The sequence below is a fragment of the Psychrobacter sp. 4Dc genome (genome assembly GCF_002836715.1).
Lineage (GTDB): Bacteria > Pseudomonadota > Gammaproteobacteria > Pseudomonadales > Moraxellaceae > Psychrobacter.
On record NZ_PJAT01000085.1, the window covers coordinates 81,638 to 98,365 of the forward strand.

A 16,728-nucleotide genomic window follows, 5' to 3' on the forward strand; every position below is an offset into this window, starting at 1 on the left:
GGCATTGTCAAATTCCACCTATTTTGATCAGTATTAAACAAATCCGTATTAAATAAATCAGTATCAACCAATTTCGAGCCGACTATGAGCAACGCCGTGACAGCAGACCAAGCAGAAAACAATTATTATAACCCGCAAGCGATAGAAGCCGCGCAGCAAACCAAATGGGCCACTGACAAGCGCTTTGAAGTAAGCAACGAGCCAAGCGACAAGCCAAGTCGTTACATGCTGTCGATGTTCCCTTATCCAAGTGGCAAGCTGCATATGGGCCACGTCCGTAACTATACGATTTCTGACGTATTGAGCCGTTATTATCGGCTCAAAGGCTATGAAGTCATGCAACCAATGGGCTGGGATGGTTTTGGCTTGCCAGCAGAAAACGCAGCAATTGCTAACCAGACGCCACCCGCTGCATGGACATTTGCCAATATTGACAGTATGCGCGCGCAGCTTAAATTGCTAGGCCTGTCTATTGACTGGTCACGTGAATTTGCCACTTGTAGCCCTGAGTATTATCAATGGGAGCAGTGGTTATTCTTGCAATTGTACAAAAAAGGCTTGGTCTACAAAAAGCTATCGACGGTCAACTGGGATCCTGTTGACAACACTGTCTTAGCAAACGAGCAAGTCATCGATGGCAAAGGCTGGCGTAGTGGTGCTGCGGTCGAAAAACGTGACATACCTATGTACTACTTCAACATCACTGACTATGCTGATGAGCTATTAGATGATTTGGATCAGCTAGAAGGTCATTGGCCATCTGAAGTACTAACCATGCAGCGTAACTGGATTGGTCGTAGTGCCGGTATGGAAGTGCACTTCCCTTATGAGCTTGCTGGTGAAGCAAACACCTTAGATGTGTTCACCACTCGTCCTGACACCTTGATGGGTGTGACTTATGTCGCTGTTGCCGCAGAGCATCCACTTGCACAGTATGCCTCTGAGCAAGATGACGCTATCGCCCAATTCTGTGCCCTTTGCAAAAAAGGCTCAGTAGCTGAAGCGGATTTGGCCAAAGCTGAAAAAATCGGTATGGATACAGGCCTCACTGTGACGCATCCTCTGACTGGTGAAGAAGTGCCAGTGTGGGTTGCCAACTACGTATTGATGAGCTACGGCTCAGGCGCAGTCATGGCGGTACCTGCTCATGATGAGCGTGATTATGAGTTTGCGATGAAGTACGACCTACCAATCAAGCAAGTCATCAATACCCCTGATGGCTATTTTGATGAGCTAAAAGCAGATGCCAGAGCGAACGATAGTGAAGTGAATCTTGCTTATACTGAACGCAACACTTTGGTTAATTCAGGTGAGTTTGACGGTCTAGACTTTGAGCAAGCATTTGAAGCAATGCTAGCCAAACTTGAGCCAAAAGAGCTTGCTAAGAAAAAAATTCAATACCGCCTACGTGATTGGGGTGTCTCTCGCCAGCGCTATTGGGGTTGCCCTATCCCAATGATCAACTGTGAGCATTGTGGTACGGTACCTGTTGAAGAGCAAGACTTACCCGTTGTGTTGCCAACTGACGTCGTACCTGATGGTCGCGGTAACCCACTTAAAAATATACCAGAGTTTGTCAATACCACTTGCCCTAAATGTGGCAACCCTGCTGAACGCGAGACCGATACCTTTGATACCTTTGTAGAGTCAAGCTGGTACTATGCACGCTTTGCTAGCCCAAATGATGCGCAAAACATGGTCAACAAGTCTGCTGCCAATAAATGGTTGCCTGTTGATCAATATGTTGGCGGTGTCGAGCATGCGGTAATGCATCTGTTGTATGCGCGTTTTTTCCATAAGCTGATGCGCGACGAAAATTTAGTCACAGGCGACGAGCCATTTGCCAATCTAATGACCCAAGGCATGGTGCTTGCTGGTACGTTCTACCGCGTCAATGCAGATGGCAGTACGACCTATTACTTTGCAGAAGACATCGATATTGACTTCAACGAACGCGGTCAACCAATCAAAGCAATCTTAAAATCTGACGGCCAGCCAGTGACGATTGGTAAAATCGAAAAAATGTCTAAATCAAAGAACAATGGCGTAGATCCACAGCTAACCATTGATAAATATGGTGCTGATACGGTTCGTCTATATACGCTATTTACTGCGCCTGCTGATCAAACGCTTGAATGGTCAGACGACGCGCTAAAAGGCCCTTATAACTTTGTGAAAAAAGTATGGCGCATTGCAACCGATCATATGCAAGCACTAACGGCCGCCAACATCAATATTGATACACTTAACAGTGCTACCTTGAACACAGACGGTCTAAGCAAAGAAGCCAAAAATTTACGCCGTAAAACGCACGAAACGATTGCTAAGATTGACAGTGATTTGGGTGATCGTCTGGCACTGAACACGCCAGTATCAAGCCTGATGGAACTTGCTAATGAGCTGACTGGCTTTAACGCAAGTAATGAGCAAGAGCTACACGTCAAACACGAAGCATTGACCAATCTGCTGATTATGTTATCTGTATATGCGCCGCACGTTGGTGAGCATCTGCTTGAGCAGTTAGGTCTTGATACCTTAACGTTGGACTACCCAACCGTTGATGAAAGTGCTCTGGTACAGGACATGATCACGATGGTGGTACAGGTCAATGGTAAGATGCGTGGTAAAATGGATGTGGCACCAAACAGCGATCCTGAGCAGCTAAAAGAGCAAGCTCGTACCATGGAAAGCGTGGCAAAATTCATCACTGGCGAAATCAAAAAAGAAATCGTTGTTCCTAACAAACTGGTTAACATCGTGGTTGTAGGCTGAGGTATCTTGAGCTAAGTATTTTAGGCTTAGTGCTCTAAGCCTTCTTATCATATGAGGATAGCGTTTATGTCATACAAGCATCGAGCTGAGCAGCCGCAACCAGAATTAAGCGCACACAGCCTAACTAATAAAAAGTCCCATGGCCAAAAGCTCGGAGCAGTCTTACTTGCTACGCTGCCAATGTTCGCCGTGGTAGGTGCAGCCGCTGCTCTTAGCGGCTGTGGCTTCCAGCTACGCGGCTACGACTCAGCGATGCTGCTTGACGTCGAAAAAACAGCGGTCATTATCGAAGACAATCGCACCTCATTCCCGCTGAAACTACCATTGACGCGTCGCCTAAAAACGTTAGGTGTCGACGTTATTGGTAATATGAGCTCAGAAGAAGTTGCTCGTAATAACCAACAAGCAGGGGCTGAGTCTATTGCCGCTATCGACATTCGTAATGTACGTTTTAAGCGTTACGAATTGGTTGGTGTATTAACAGAGATTCGCTTGGTACTATCTGCAGATGTCAGCTATCAAACGATGGAAAATGGTAAGCCTGTAACACTGAGCAACCCCATTCAGGTCGAGCGAAGCTATCAGTACAACGAAGCCTCTGTTAGTACTGACGATCAGCAAGGCGATCAGACTCGCGATTGGCTCTATGATACTTTAGCTCGCCGTATCACTGACCAGTACGTTGCTATCTCGCTTCCTAAAGTCGCACCCGCTGCCAAACAATCTCTGCAAATAAATAAAGGCATGACACCAACCGTTGTCGTCGTACCACAACCGTAAGAGTTAGTCGTTCTGATTATCAAACGATACCATTTCTAGAAGTATGAGTAGCAAACTAAGCGAGCGTAAGTACTAGTAAACTCGGCTAGCTTGACACTGCTGATCATATTTTTGGAATTGATATTACCTGCTCATCAACCTGTGTAACACCACGCTATGCAAGATACTTTCATAAAAGCCTACCCAAAACTACTGCAGCCTTCCGTTGGAGTAGCAGGGCTATGGCTGGCGCACGGTGACGAGCCACTGCTGAGTCAATGGTTGATAGATGCGCTGCGTCCACACTGGCGCGCACAGAACTATGCAATCAAACGTATAGAGCTAATTTCTGTCAAAAGCTGGCAAGAAGTACTGTCTGAGCTTGGCAGCCAGTCTCTATTCGATGATGCCAGCGCTTTAATCGTGACGGGCAATCATAAACCTGACAAAGCAGTTATCACCGAGCTGGAACGTTTTGCGATCGAGGCACAAGCGGGCACACACGGTCATAGTGTATTGTGGCTTACACCTAAGCAAGACAAACGCAGCCAGAGCAGCAAATGGTTTGCTCCTTTTGCGCAATATGGCAATGTCATTGATTGCAATTTATACAATGAGCAGCAGCGCCAACAGCTACTACAAATACAAGCTCAGAAGTTTGGCTTACGACTGTCTCAAGAGGCCTGGCAGCTACTCATGTCACACACTGAGCATCATCTATTGAGTGCTTATCAAACCCTATGGCGGCTGTCCTATTTGTTTGCACCGCAGCTAGTTGCTAATAACAGTACTAGTGAAGATAGTGCTACTGACAACAGTACCGAACAATCTAATAGCTTTTCACAACCTGTGAATAATGTGGCATTGGATATTGCAGACCTACAAGCAGCGTTGGTCAGCGATGCGCAGTTTAGTGTGTTTGATTTGTCTGATGCGATGCTCGCGGGTAATAGTACGCAGGTCGCCAAAATCATGTTCCAGCTAAAATCGACCGATGAGCCCACTACTTTAGTGCTCTGGGCTATCAGCAAAGACATGCGTCAAATCATTCAACTTATGGACGGTCAAGACCCTCAAGCATTAGGCATTTGGCGTAGTAAACAAGGGTTGTACCAACAAGCCTGCCGCCGTCAGTCAAAAACGCACACGGCCGAATGGCCTGCCCTGCTTTACCGCTGTGACCAAGCTATCAAAGGACTTATTCGTCAGCCAGCATGGGAGCTATTATTACAAGCGGCATTGGAGCTTGCAGGTAAGCGTTTATTTGCGATGCGCTAAGACAGACCCGCTTGTCACCACCTTTTATTGTTTTTCTTATTAACAAGTTATCCATCTCTTCTCTTACTGATTTATACATTTAAACGCTGTAAATTCAGATTCTACTACCCTATATTGTTCTCCTATAATCTCCGTTTTATTGATTTTTAGTAAGCATTTCTTTTCTGTACCTGTCTCTGTTCTTCTACCTTAACCTTTCGTAAACTAATTTCCATTCCCTTTTGTAGATGAAGTCTCTACTATAGCTACACTTGATTTCATTGTGATTGGATAGTTGTCATGCGCAAAATAAGCAAAAAGTCTGCTATTAAATGGGCGGTTATCGCCTTAATTATCGTAGCATTAGGGGCTTTGGCCTATACTTTTTTAAAACCAGAAGAAACCACACCTAACTACCTAACTGCAACCGTTGAAGTCGGTGATATTGAAAACAATGTCATGGCATCCGGTAAAGTAAAAGCGTTAAATACCGTCGATGTAGGGGCACAGGTATCTGGTGAAGTCAAACGCCTGTACGTCGAAGTCGGTGACGAAGTGAAACAAGGCGATTTGATTGCGCAGATTGATCAAGTCACGCAAAAAAACAGTCTGAGCAATGAACAAGCCAGTCTTGAACAAAGCGAAGCCGCGCTACAAAGTGCGCAAGCAGAATCATTGAGCAAACAAGCCAGCCTAAAAAGTGCGTATGCTGACCTTGCCAGCCGTCAGTCTGAGCTCAAACAAGCACAGTCTGATTTTGCGCGTTTGCAAGACTTAGTCGCTATCGATGCTATCTCACAGCAAGAATACGACACACAAGCGACCAGTGTTGAGACGGCAAAAGCAGCCGTTGCCAATGCACAAGCGGCTATCGATACAGCAAAAGCCGCGATTGCGACCACCGAAGCCAATATCAACAGTCAGCAAGCAGCATTACGCAAATCACGAACCAACGTCAGTACTGCTGAAGAAGATCTAAGCTATACCACGATTCGTGCACCAATATCAGGTACAGTCGTTTCTATTACGACTGAGCAAGGTACTACGGTCAATGCTAACCAAACGGCGCCCACATTGGTGACGTTAGCAGATTTATCGACCGTACGTATCAACGCGCAAATCTCAGAAGCTGATGTCATTAACGTCAGTGCTGGTATGCCTGCTTATTTCAATATTATCGGTAATCCAGACCAACAGTATGATGCGACATTAACCGCTATCGAACCTGCCCCAGAGCAGATCAGTAGCACCAGCTCGACAGACGCTGCTATCTATTACGTCGGCTACGTAGAAGTACCAAACCCTGACCGCTTATTCCGAATCGATATGACGGCACAGATATATATCATCGTCAACGAAGCCAAAAATACTCTATTAGTACCATCAACAGTGATACAAGAAAAGCGAGCTAAAGAAAAAGGCAAATCAACAACGGGCAAGTTTGTACGTGTATTAAAAGAGGACGGAACTGTAGAAGAGCGTACTGTAGAAGTCGGTATCGACAACCGAGTAAACGCGCAAATCTTAAGTGGTTTGAAAGAAGGGGAAGAAGTAATCATCAGTGAAGAGAGCGGTAAGAAATCAGATAGCGGCCGCGTACCTGGTGGACCTCAAATGTAACTTGTGCTTTGACTATGTTGAATAAAAAAGGGCTTGTTAAACATAGCAGCCCTTTCATAACAACACTATAACGCTTATTAGCCTTTATTAAAGACACTGCTATGACTATATCTCAATCTCCTAAACCGTCGAGTGAAGATAGCTCTGAAAGTAGCACGGCTCAAAACTTAGGGTCACACACTACTGCTAACCCTTCAAACAGCTCAGATAACTTAAGTAATCCGGCAAAAACCAATACCGCTAACCATCCTGCATCAGGCAAGCCCATTATGGAGCTGTCTGGCATTATCAGAGAGTTCCCTGCTGGTGAGCAAACCATTCGCGTCTTGCATGATATCAATCTGACGATTCACCAAGGTGAGATGGTTGCCATCATTGGACAATCAGGCTCTGGTAAGTCCACCTTGATGAATATCTTAGGTTGTCTAGATCAAGCCACTGCTGGTGATTATAAGATTTATGGTCAATCCGCCCGTAAGCTTGATGCCGATCAGCTAGCAGAACTGCGCCGTGAGCACTTTGGTTTTATTTTTCAGCGCTATCATTTGCTTGGTGATATCAGTGCCAAAGACAACGTCGCCGTCCCTGCCGTGTATGCGGGCATGGATACCGAGGCACGCACCAATCGTGCTGAGAAGCTACTAACTGACCTCGGCCTTGGCAATAAGGTCAATAACCGTCCCAATCAGCTCTCAGGTGGACAGCAGCAGCGTGTTTCTGTCGCTCGTGCACTGATGAATGGTGGCGACGTTATCTTGGCAGATGAGCCCACAGGGGCACTCGATAGCAAATCTGGCGAAGACGTCATGGCGATTTTGCATGACCTCAGCGCACAAGGTCATACCATTATCATGGTCACTCATGATCCAAAACTAGCAGCACAAGCGGAGCGTGTGATTGAGCTCAAAGATGGCCATGTCATCGCTGACTATCAAACTGAGCATTATAAGCACACAGACAAAAAACCAGAATCTATCCTTGGCGAGCATCGAAAAAGTGCCTTTGGTAGTTTTATTGATCGACTGCTTGAAGCTTTCAAAATGTCTTTGCTTGCCATGCGCGCGCATAAGATGCGTACTCTACTAACTATGCTCGGCATTATTATCGGTATTGCCGCAGTCGTATCTATCGTAGGCCTTGGACAAGGCTCTCAGCAGCAAATCCTTGCCAATATCAGCTCGTTAGGTACCAATACCATTACCGTCAATGATGGCTACCCTAGAGGCGATCCTAGACGCCGCTATAATGATGACAATTTGACACCAGAAGATGCAGAGGCGGTCGGCAATCAGCCCTATATTATCAGTGTCAGCCCTCAGGTAAATGCCAGCTCTAGCGTGCGCTATCGTAGTATACAAGAGGATGCTACCGTCAATGGCGTTGGTGAAGACTATCTAAACGTCACTGGTGAGACATTAACATTGGGCCAAGGGTTTGATGCAAAAAGCATTACATTACGTAGTCAAGATATCATCATCGATGACAACGCTAAACAGACCTTTTTCTCAGATATTGATAATCCTGTTGGTGAGGTGATACTGGTTGGTAGTGTACCTGGACGCGTAATTGGCGTCCTCGAAGAGAGCGATGGTGGCTTTGGTCCCAGTGTGACGACGCCTACCATCTATATGCCTTATACAACGGTGATGTCGCGTGTCACTGGTAGTACCAATATCGACCGCTTTGTGGCGTTGTTAGATGACAGTATCTCTTCTAGTGCCGCAGAGACGGCCATCTCTGATTTAATAGAGAGTCGCCATGGTAAAGATGACTTTGAGCTGCGTAATTCAGACTCTATTCGTCAAACAATCGAGTCGACGACAGGAACGATGACTCTACTTATTTCATCAGTCGCTGTTATTTCATTGATCGTCGGCGGTATTGGGGTGATGAATATTATGCTAGTCTCTGTCACCGAGCGCACCAACGAGATTGGCGTACGTATGGCAGTAGGCGCACGTCAGAGCGATATCATGCAGCAGTTCCTTATTGAGGCCGTTCTGGTCTGTATTTTAGGAGGGCTGATTGGTATTGGACTGGCCTTTGCCATTGGTGAATTAATTAATAGTGTGGGCGGTGATAATTTCAAAGTTATCTATTCATCAACCTCTATTATTGCTGCTTTTGTTTGTTCGACGTTAATTGGCGTAGTATTTGGATTCTTGCCAGCACGTAATGCCGCCAAATTAGATCCTGTTGAAGCACTTTCTCGAGACTAATAATCGATTATTGACTCGCTTTAGCCAAAAATAGAGCAGTCAATATCAATATAATGGCAAAAATTTAAAGAAACTGGAATAAATTGGCAATTTTATAAGAGAATTACACTTTTTTTATCATGTGGGGTTGTAATTGTCATAATAATATATATAATGTGCTCTCACGTTTAGGGATACAAACACTTTAAACGTTAGGGCTGTTAGCTCAGTTGGTAGAGCAGTTGACTTTTAATCAATTGGTCCCGCGTTCGAGTCGCGGACAGCCCACCATATTTAGTTTAATCTTTATTAATCGTTCTACCCTATCCGGTAGTAGACTGATAAAGGTAAGTTTAAAAGACATCGTTAAGATGTTTAGTTTTAGAAAGTTCTTTAGTTAGAATTTTCTCTTGCAGAGTTAAAAAGCATCGCTTTTTTATATACTCTTCAGGGCTGTTAGCTCAGTTGGTAGAGCAGTTGACTTTTAATCAATTGGTCCCGCGTTCGAGTCGCGGACAGCCCACCATATTTAGAAAGCCCAGTTACTATCTTAGTAACTGGGCTTTTTTTCGTCTGGGCTTTTTAAATGTTGTTTTTTAGCTATTAGTTTCTTAACTTTTATATACCTCTATTTATTATGCTTACGTTTAAACAGTCGAAAGTTATCTCTCTTGCGCCATAGTAGTTTATGTCTGATCGTATCTTTGATAGTACGTGGGTGCTTGGGCGCATGAGCGATAAACTCATCAAACTCTGCCTTACTCATCGCCAGCTCTCGACCATGTGCCATCATCACCATTGACGGTTGTAATGCTTTGATTTTTTTTAACGATTGAACATAGTCTTTAGGATAATAAACAGGAAATGGTGCTACGAACTTGTGTCGCAACTTAATGATTAAATCAGCAGTGTATACTTCGCGACTGGGCAGATGAAACAAAGACAAATCACGATCCGTATGACCTGGCGTCTCTAGTACTTGCCATTCATCAAAATGTGGCACAAGCTCACCATCTGTGACGGTGATATCCGGTTTCAGACTTGCCGAATAGTATAGGTTTTTAAATGGCCTACCTTGACGTCTGGCCACATAATATCCTAGATGTATATCTACGAAGTGCATCGTGCGCCCACCAATACCGCTATACCACTGCTTTTTCTTATCAGCTGAGACAATCAGACAGCCTGTCTTTTCTCGAAACTTATTCGCACCGCCTGCATGATCCGGATGCATATGCGTGACCACTACTACTTTTAGGTCAGTAATGGGTCGTTTTAACGTTGTCTTAATATAGTCAAGCACCATCGGCACATCAGCACGGCAGCAGCCATCTAACAGCATTATTTTATCTGGATATACTGCCAGATAACTACTCTGGATATATCCTTCTAAGCGTACAATTTCACATAGACTCATTGGTGTTCCCTACCTCATTCGTCATTATTATTGTGAGGCTTTTGTTCAGTTTTATAGCCAATCTTTAGTATAGCGCCCGTCACCACAAATAAAACGACTTTGAGTGAACGCTTGTGACTATATACAAAGGCTAGGCGGTATACAGAGACAATGCGACTAATAACGATTAATAACGATTAATAACGATTAATAACGATTAATAACGAATGATTAGCACCTATAACATGACTTTTATCTGTGAAAATTCTCACCTTATTAGCAAAAAGCAAAAACCCAGCGCTTAGGCTGGGTTTAAGGAAACACTTAATATCTTATTTGTTATCTTAGATAATTTGTAAATTACCTACTCATCGACTATGCAAGATCACGAACCTTTGGCTCACGTTCCCATAGACGAGACTTAGCATTACTGATAAAGGCATCTAACTCAGCCAATGGCGTCACAAACTCGTCTTTTTCAACTGGTAGTTTACTTAGGATAAATTCATCAGTCGCACCACAATAGGCGATGGCTTTGCAATGATTGTACGCATCATTGAACCAATCTAACGCAGAGCTGTCTTTTGCGAGCTTTTTAGCTTGATCAGGCATGATGATACTAACGACGGCATCAAACATCACTGATGGACCACCAGCAAGGCGCTCATCAGCTTGTATGCGTGTACCATCATCCAATACGACTTCTTTATTAGGCGCTACGATTTTGACACTAGCACCCTGCGCTTTAGCAGCATCTTCGAACTTTTTAACTTCACTACTATTAGAACCTTCTGCAACTAAGATACCAATCATACGACCTTTTAGGCTATCAGGCGTTAGGCCAATAGTTTGTACCGCTTTAGAGATTCCCAAGTCTTGAACAGGTGCAGCCGCGTCAGCTGGCTCTGGTAGCTCCATACCCAAGGCCGTTGCTACGCGATTGGCCAAGTCTTCATCGATATGAATCAAATGGCTAAGCATACGCGTACGTACATGGGCTGTGTCTACTTTACCTAGCTCAAACGCATAAGCGGTTGCGATATGTGCTTGCTCAGTTGCTGTCTGACTACGGTAGAACATACGTGGCTGACTATAGTGATCTGCAAAGCTCTCGTCACGTACGCGACCTTTTACGCCATCATCTAGTTGCTCATGGAATGAGTTGAAACCACGTTTAGCGCTTTCACGAGGACGAGTTGGATCTAGGCTTTGTGGCTCATAGAGTACACGTGTCTTAGGCACCTGCATTTGCATATGACCATCTTGCTGATTATTAGCAAACGGGCATTTCGGTGCATTAATAGGAATCTGGGCAAAGTTTGGCGAGCCTAGACGTGATAGCTGCGTGTCCAAGTAACTGAATAGACGACCTTGCAATAGTGGATCATTACTAAAATCAACACCCGGTGGCATGTGCGATGGGCAGAATGCTACCTGCTCAGTCTCTGCAAAGAAATTATCAGGATAGCGGTTCAGTACCATCTTACCCACGACTTTCACTGGTACTAATTCTTCTGGAATCAGCTTGGTCGCATCTAGATGGTCAAATGGGAATTCATTGGCTTCTTCTTCAGTAAATAACTGTACGCCAAACTCCCACTCAGGATAGTCACCGTTGTTGATCGACTCAAACAGGTCGCGGCGATGGTAATCAGGATCAGCACCTGAAATTTTCACTGCCTCATCCCATGTAGTTGACTGTACGCCCAATACTGGCTTCCAGTGGAAACGTACAAAGGTGCTCTTACCGTCTTTATTGATTAAGCGATAGCTATGAATACCAAAACCTTCCATCATGCGTAGGCTACGTGGTAGACCACGATCACTCATCAGCCAGATTAAGTTGTGCATGGTTTCAGGACTTAGTGAGACAAAATCCCAGAACGTATCATGAGCAGAGGCCGCTTGTGGGAAACCGCGATCTGGTTCTGGTTTTACCGCATGGATCAAATCTGGAAACTTCATCGCATCTTGGATAAAGAAGATTGGCATATTGTTACCAACGATATCCCAGTTACCTTCTTCTGTATACATTTTCACAGCAAAACCGCGCACATCACGTGGTGTATCTTTTGAGCCTTTGTTACCGGCTACCGTTGAGAAACGCGTGAATAATGGCGTTTGCTTACCTGTTTCGGTCAATACTTTGGCAGTCGTATATTCTTCTAGAGACTCTGTCAGCTCAAAATAACCGTGTGCGGCACTACCACGAGCATGGACGATACGCTCAGGGATACGCTCATGGTCAAAATGATTGATTTTTTCACGTAATACAAAATCCTCCAATAGCGTCGGTCCACGTGAGCCTGCTTTTAGAGAGTTTTGGTTGTCAGCGATGGCCACACCTTGTTGCGTGGTTAATACTTTAGTGTCGTCACCTGCGCGCTGATGTGTTTCACCACCATTGCCACGTTCCGTATTCATGTCTTTGGCGGGGTCCGTATGATCGATATTATTATTCATAAAAAGTCCTAGCTAATAGATTGAGAGTGCTCTTTAAAATCATTAAAAGAGTGCCTACACAGGTTTGATATCCTTTGAGGTAGTGGTGACTTCATCTGTCATTTATTTATCTGTGTTTTCAGCATTGCCGAGCGTTAAACTGATACCGCACTAAAATTCGTAAAGGAATAATAGGCTTAGGACTTATACTACCCAAAAAATAAGTCAAATATAGTTGCGTATATAGTAAACCTTGTTGATATTTAGTTAACGTTTATAGATGCTATAAAGCGACTACTTTAGATGGTCTTAAAGGCGCATAAACGTTAACAATAGAATCTTGTAATGTAGTTATTCTTTAAGGTATGCTTTTTATGAAGTACCAAGGACTATTGATAAATAAATTGGCAGGGTTTTAGCCTTATATTTATCTTCTTTATATCGTTGAATTCAAATGATTTCGTTACAAGAGAACCGAGCGCAAGCTATACCTTAGTATGGTTAGCGAGGATGATAATGTAGCGGATTTGTAGGGATTTGATGATGCGACTATTTTTTATATAACTATAAGGCTACCTACCATGTTACCAACTCTAAGCTCCCCGATTAAAAAACCTTATCACTCATTGCTAGTAGGCGCGTCAATGGTTCTAATGGCATTAACGTTCAGTCAAACGGCTGCTGCTATCACGACCAAAAACGTAACTTATACGGTCGATGACCAAGCATACGAAGGCTATTACGCCAAGGCAGATAAGCCAAATGCACCTTTTATCTTATTGATTCATGATTGGGATGGTCTAACTGACTATGAGCGCAAACGTGCTGACATGTTAGCGGCTGAAGGCTACAACGTATTGGCGGCCGATATGTTTGGACAAGGCATTCGCCCCACTTCTATCGAAGAAAACAAACGCCTAACTGGGGAGCTATATGATGATCGTAATAAAATGCGTCGCATATTGGCAGGGGCATTAACAGCAGGACAACTACAAGGCAATGATGTGCGCAAAGGCACGACTATGGGCTATTGTTTTGGCGGTACGGTCGCGTTAGAGTTAGCACGCTCAGGCTTTGAGCAAAAAGCCTTTGTACCTTTCCACGGTGCATTCGATATTCCAACTGGTCAAAGCTATGACAAAACTACGGGAGAAATCCTAGTATTCCATGGCTCTGCTGACCAATCTGTCTCGCTAGAGAGCTTTGCGACTTTGGGCAAGACCTTAGAAGCAGCCAAAGTACCTCATGAGATGGTTACCTACAGCGGCGCGCCACACGCCTTTAGCGTGTTCGGTAGTGATAGATACGATGCACGTGCAGATCAGCGCTCTTGGAAGCGTTACTTAGATTTTTTAGCAGAAGAATATAAATAATCCAGTGGCACAAGTCGAATAAGTAATAATATAAGCAAGCCCAAACAAAAAGACACCTCAATTAAGATCCGATAACGATCCATTGAGGTGTCTTTTTATTTATTTAATTTTTGCTCACGCTTTAAAACTTAGCGCTTATAAAATATCAATAGCTGATTATTAGCAGGCATTGCATATGTTTTAGAGAGTTGTATATGGTGAGCATTTGCTAGACTGACGATGTCTTCTTTATCACGAATACCGCTGTCAGGATTACCTGCTCTCAACATCGCATCAAATCGCTGATTGCCCTCACTGGTATATTTACCACCTTCATTAAATGGGCCGTATATAATCAGCTTACCGTCAACAGGTAGCGCATCACCAACTAATGCAAATAACTGCTCCACCAAAGCCCAGCTGATGATATGCAAAGTATTAGCCGTAAATATCACATCATAAGGTTTGTCTACATGATTGCTATCTAAATGACTACTAACAGGTACTGAGTCATGCGCTAAATCAAACGCTAATGGCGAATATAGATTGGGTGCAGGATACGCATTGTGCCAAGCGATTATATGGCGATGATTACCAGTCACATCGCTAGTTTGCCATTTTAAATGTGACAAATGAGGCGCAAAGTAAACACTATGCTGCCCCGTTCCAGAACCAATCTCCAATACATGATTAGAGCCTTGTAGCTCTGTTTGCAGTACTTCTAAAATAGGCTGTTTATTATTCTCACACGCTTGGGAAAACGGCAATGCAGAAATATCTACTTTATTGTTTGGATTATCACTCTCCAAATTATCGTCATGCATTACTATTCTCCCAGACCGTCTATTGTACTCTCAGCATTGATAGCAGTAGATGAACAAGCACTGTCTAATACTGCCCTAGTGACTACCAAACAACTTATACTAGTAAATACCCGCTTCTACCCCAGCGGCCAACGTCATGGCAAGCTCTTCTACTTGCTCAGCAAAGCTATCTTGCCAATCGCCTTGTAGTATCAGCGCCTCTTGAATCCATGACCAACGTAGCCCCATTGTAATCGTTTTGAGCGCAAGTTTGGTGCTTGTACCATCATGCCCTGCCCGTATATATACCGCAAATGGCATACCCTGCTTCTCTTCTAGCACGGGATAATAGCAACGATCAAAAAAGTCCTTGGTCAGCCCTGCCATATACGCCAGATTCTCAGTCGTACCTAGCAGTAACGCATCAGCAGCCAACACGTCTTCAGGCTGCGTATCCTGCGGTGATTTCAAAATGACAGTGATATCTATATCAGGATGATTGGCACCGTCATAAGCTGCCTGCGCCAATTTCTGAGTATTGGGCGATGGCGTATGAGCGACGATGAGTAAAGTCTTAGTAGACATATTAGGCGTCTGTGCCATTGTTAAACACTAGATTTTGAGTGATAGCAGGATCCAAGCTATTGCCTACTGGACAGGTCAACGCGGTTTTATAAAACCGTTTTAAGGTACTCTCGTCCAATGCTTTCGAAAAATTAACCACAACGTGTATTTCACTTACACGTCTTGGTTTGGCAGCCATGACTTTGGTAACTTCTGCGGTCGTACCTGAGATATCGATGTCCATCGCTTCGGCTTTGATACCAATAATTGTTAAGATACAACTACCCAAACTGGTCGCTAGTAAATCAGTCGGTGAAAACGCTTCGCCCTTACCATGATTGTCTGTCGGCGCATCAGTGATGATTTGATTATTCGACTGTAGGTGAATAGCTTGGGTGCGTAAATTGCCTTGGTAGGTTACTTTTGAGGTGGTCATAATCTTACCTTAGTTTATTAAACTAGCTGCCTGAGAAATAAAGATGCTGTGATAGTTATTTGATAGATGCTAAGATGGCGAGCATTTGTGCAAACATTAGTTCTGTAAAGGAAATTGTAATATGTATGTGTATGAGCTCTCAGAATACCAAGTTTATCAATTAAAATCGATAGACCCAGCATTAGGTGGTAACTGGAAAACCATTCTTATCAGTATTTTGCCGCAGCTCGATATACCCAGTCGTAAAAGTGTGTACGAAAAAATATTATCAAAAAGGAACATTAGCCCAAATTTTACTTATATCATTCCAGATGATTTGAGAAGTTTGTTATCTAAAACAGCAATTCGTCATCGAGAGCTAAAAGCAATTGCTATACAGATGTTGAAATTTATTGAGTCCAAGCCGGATTCATATGATGCTATTGAACTTGCTGATAAAGTAGAGGCGATGATCGATTATCTTAACCGTATTGATATAGGTGATCATATTTTAGACCAAAAAAGTCGTGAAAGTATAAAAAAAGCATTTTTATACGATTTAGCATTTTGGATCGATAATGTAAATCTTATAGTACAACCTGGTATAAGGCACTTAAATACTGATATCGTAAAAACATACTTTAAAGAAGTATTTATTAAGCAAAAGATTCAGGGGCGAGACTTTCGCGCATGGGATTCTACTGATATAGACTTTCAGGAACAAGATAACTTACCCGATATTATAAAAAGAGAGGCAAAGCGTAAAAAATTCTTTGTCATTGAAAGTGAGCGTTACTGGTTTTTAATAGGTATTGCCGATAAATCAAGACAAAATCCTTATTCTATTAAACGTTTTTTGCATGAAGATGGCGGTAGTAATGATCTATTTGTATATCTGACACACGTTGTCATTAGAAAAGAGCTTATAGATGAAGAAAGTTATATACGACATGTTAAATACTGTACAAGTCGACTATATACTTTGGATGCTGGTGTATCGGACACAATTATCAAATTTATAGCAGAAGCACAACATCTTTGTAAGACACAAATTATACCTCTACTCAAAAAAGAATTGAAAAAAGACGGCGAAGAGACAGAATATCATATCAGTAAGCGTATGAATGACTATGAGCACCAAATCACAATT

The 16,728-nt window shown here is 43.4% G+C and carries 12 protein-coding genes and 2 tRNA genes; 9 read left to right on the forward strand and 5 right to left on the reverse strand.

Annotation, left to right across the window (positions count from 1 at the left end):
• The first annotated feature begins 84 nt into the window (after positions 1-84).
• The 7 genes from leuS to CXF61_RS05645 all read left to right on the forward strand — a co-directional run bounded on the left by leuS (position 85) and on the right by CXF61_RS05645 (position 9,132).
• Positions 85-2,772, forward strand: a complete 2,688-nt coding sequence (leuS, locus tag CXF61_RS05615; RefSeq protein WP_165597470.1) for a leucine--tRNA ligase — start codon at positions 85-87, stop codon at positions 2,770-2,772.
• A 66-nt stretch (positions 2,773-2,838) separates the two neighbouring features.
• Positions 2,839-3,552, forward strand: coding sequence for an LPS-assembly lipoprotein LptE (locus CXF61_RS05620; protein WP_165597471.1), 714 nt, complete (start codon positions 2,839-2,841; stop codon positions 3,550-3,552).
• A gap of 156 nt (positions 3,553-3,708) precedes the next feature.
• On the forward strand, positions 3,709-4,809 hold the full coding sequence (locus CXF61_RS05625) for a DNA polymerase III subunit delta (protein ID WP_165597472.1): 1,101 nt from the start codon (positions 3,709-3,711) through the stop codon (positions 4,807-4,809).
• Positions 4,810-5,088: 279 nt separating this feature from the next.
• Positions 5,089-6,408, forward strand: coding sequence for an efflux RND transporter periplasmic adaptor subunit (locus CXF61_RS05630; protein WP_165597473.1), 1,320 nt, complete (start codon positions 5,089-5,091; stop codon positions 6,406-6,408).
• A gap of 269 nt (positions 6,409-6,677) precedes the next feature.
• The gene (locus CXF61_RS05635; RefSeq protein ID WP_227526613.1) at positions 6,678-8,627 is read left to right on the forward strand and encodes a MacB family efflux pump subunit; all 1,950 of its coding nucleotides are present in this window, start codon (positions 6,678-6,680) and stop codon (positions 8,625-8,627) included.
• Positions 8,628-8,821: 194 nt separating this feature from the next.
• Positions 8,822-8,897, forward strand: a tRNA-Lys gene (locus CXF61_RS05640).
• Between the two features lie 159 nt (positions 8,898-9,056).
• A tRNA-Lys gene (locus CXF61_RS05645) sits at positions 9,057-9,132 on the forward strand.
• 102 nt (positions 9,133-9,234) lie between these two features.
• Here CXF61_RS05645 and CXF61_RS05650 read toward each other — a convergent pair.
• Complete coding sequence (locus CXF61_RS05650) at positions 9,235-10,023, reverse strand: MBL fold metallo-hydrolase (protein WP_165597475.1); 789 nt, start codon at positions 10,021-10,023, stop codon at positions 9,235-9,237.
• Positions 10,024-10,377: 354 nt separating this feature from the next.
• Positions 10,378-12,465, reverse strand: coding sequence for a catalase (locus CXF61_RS05655; protein WP_165597476.1), 2,088 nt, complete (start codon positions 12,463-12,465; stop codon positions 10,378-10,380).
• A 560-nt stretch (positions 12,466-13,025) separates the two neighbouring features.
• On the opposite strand from CXF61_RS05655, the gene CXF61_RS05660 reads away from it, so the two are divergent.
• Positions 13,026-13,817: a dienelactone hydrolase family protein gene (locus tag CXF61_RS05660; RefSeq protein ID WP_165597477.1), complete on the forward strand. Its 792-nt coding sequence runs from the start codon at positions 13,026-13,028 to the stop codon at positions 13,815-13,817.
• A 128-nt stretch (positions 13,818-13,945) separates the two neighbouring features.
• On the opposite strand, the gene CXF61_RS05665 is transcribed toward CXF61_RS05660, so the two are convergent.
• The 3 genes from CXF61_RS05665 to CXF61_RS05675 all read right to left on the reverse strand — a co-directional run bounded on the left by CXF61_RS05665 (position 13,946) and on the right by CXF61_RS05675 (position 15,599).
• Entirely contained in the window at positions 13,946-14,620 is a 675-nt protein-coding gene (locus tag CXF61_RS05665; protein WP_165597478.1) for a DUF938 domain-containing protein, read from the reverse strand.
• Positions 14,621-14,719: 99 nt separating this feature from the next.
• Positions 14,720-15,184, reverse strand: a complete 465-nt coding sequence (locus tag CXF61_RS05670) for a flavodoxin family protein (RefSeq protein ID WP_165597479.1) — start codon at positions 15,182-15,184, stop codon at positions 14,720-14,722.
• Between the two features lies 1 nt (position 15,185).
• On the reverse strand, positions 15,186-15,599 hold the full coding sequence (locus CXF61_RS05675; protein WP_165597480.1) for an OsmC family protein: 414 nt from the start codon (positions 15,597-15,599) through the stop codon (positions 15,186-15,188).
• 121 nt (positions 15,600-15,720) lie between these two features.
• On the opposite strand from CXF61_RS05675, the gene CXF61_RS05680 reads away from it, so the two are divergent.
• On the forward strand, positions 15,721-16,728 hold a 1,008-nt coding region (locus CXF61_RS05680), incomplete at its 3' end, for a hypothetical protein (protein ID WP_165597481.1).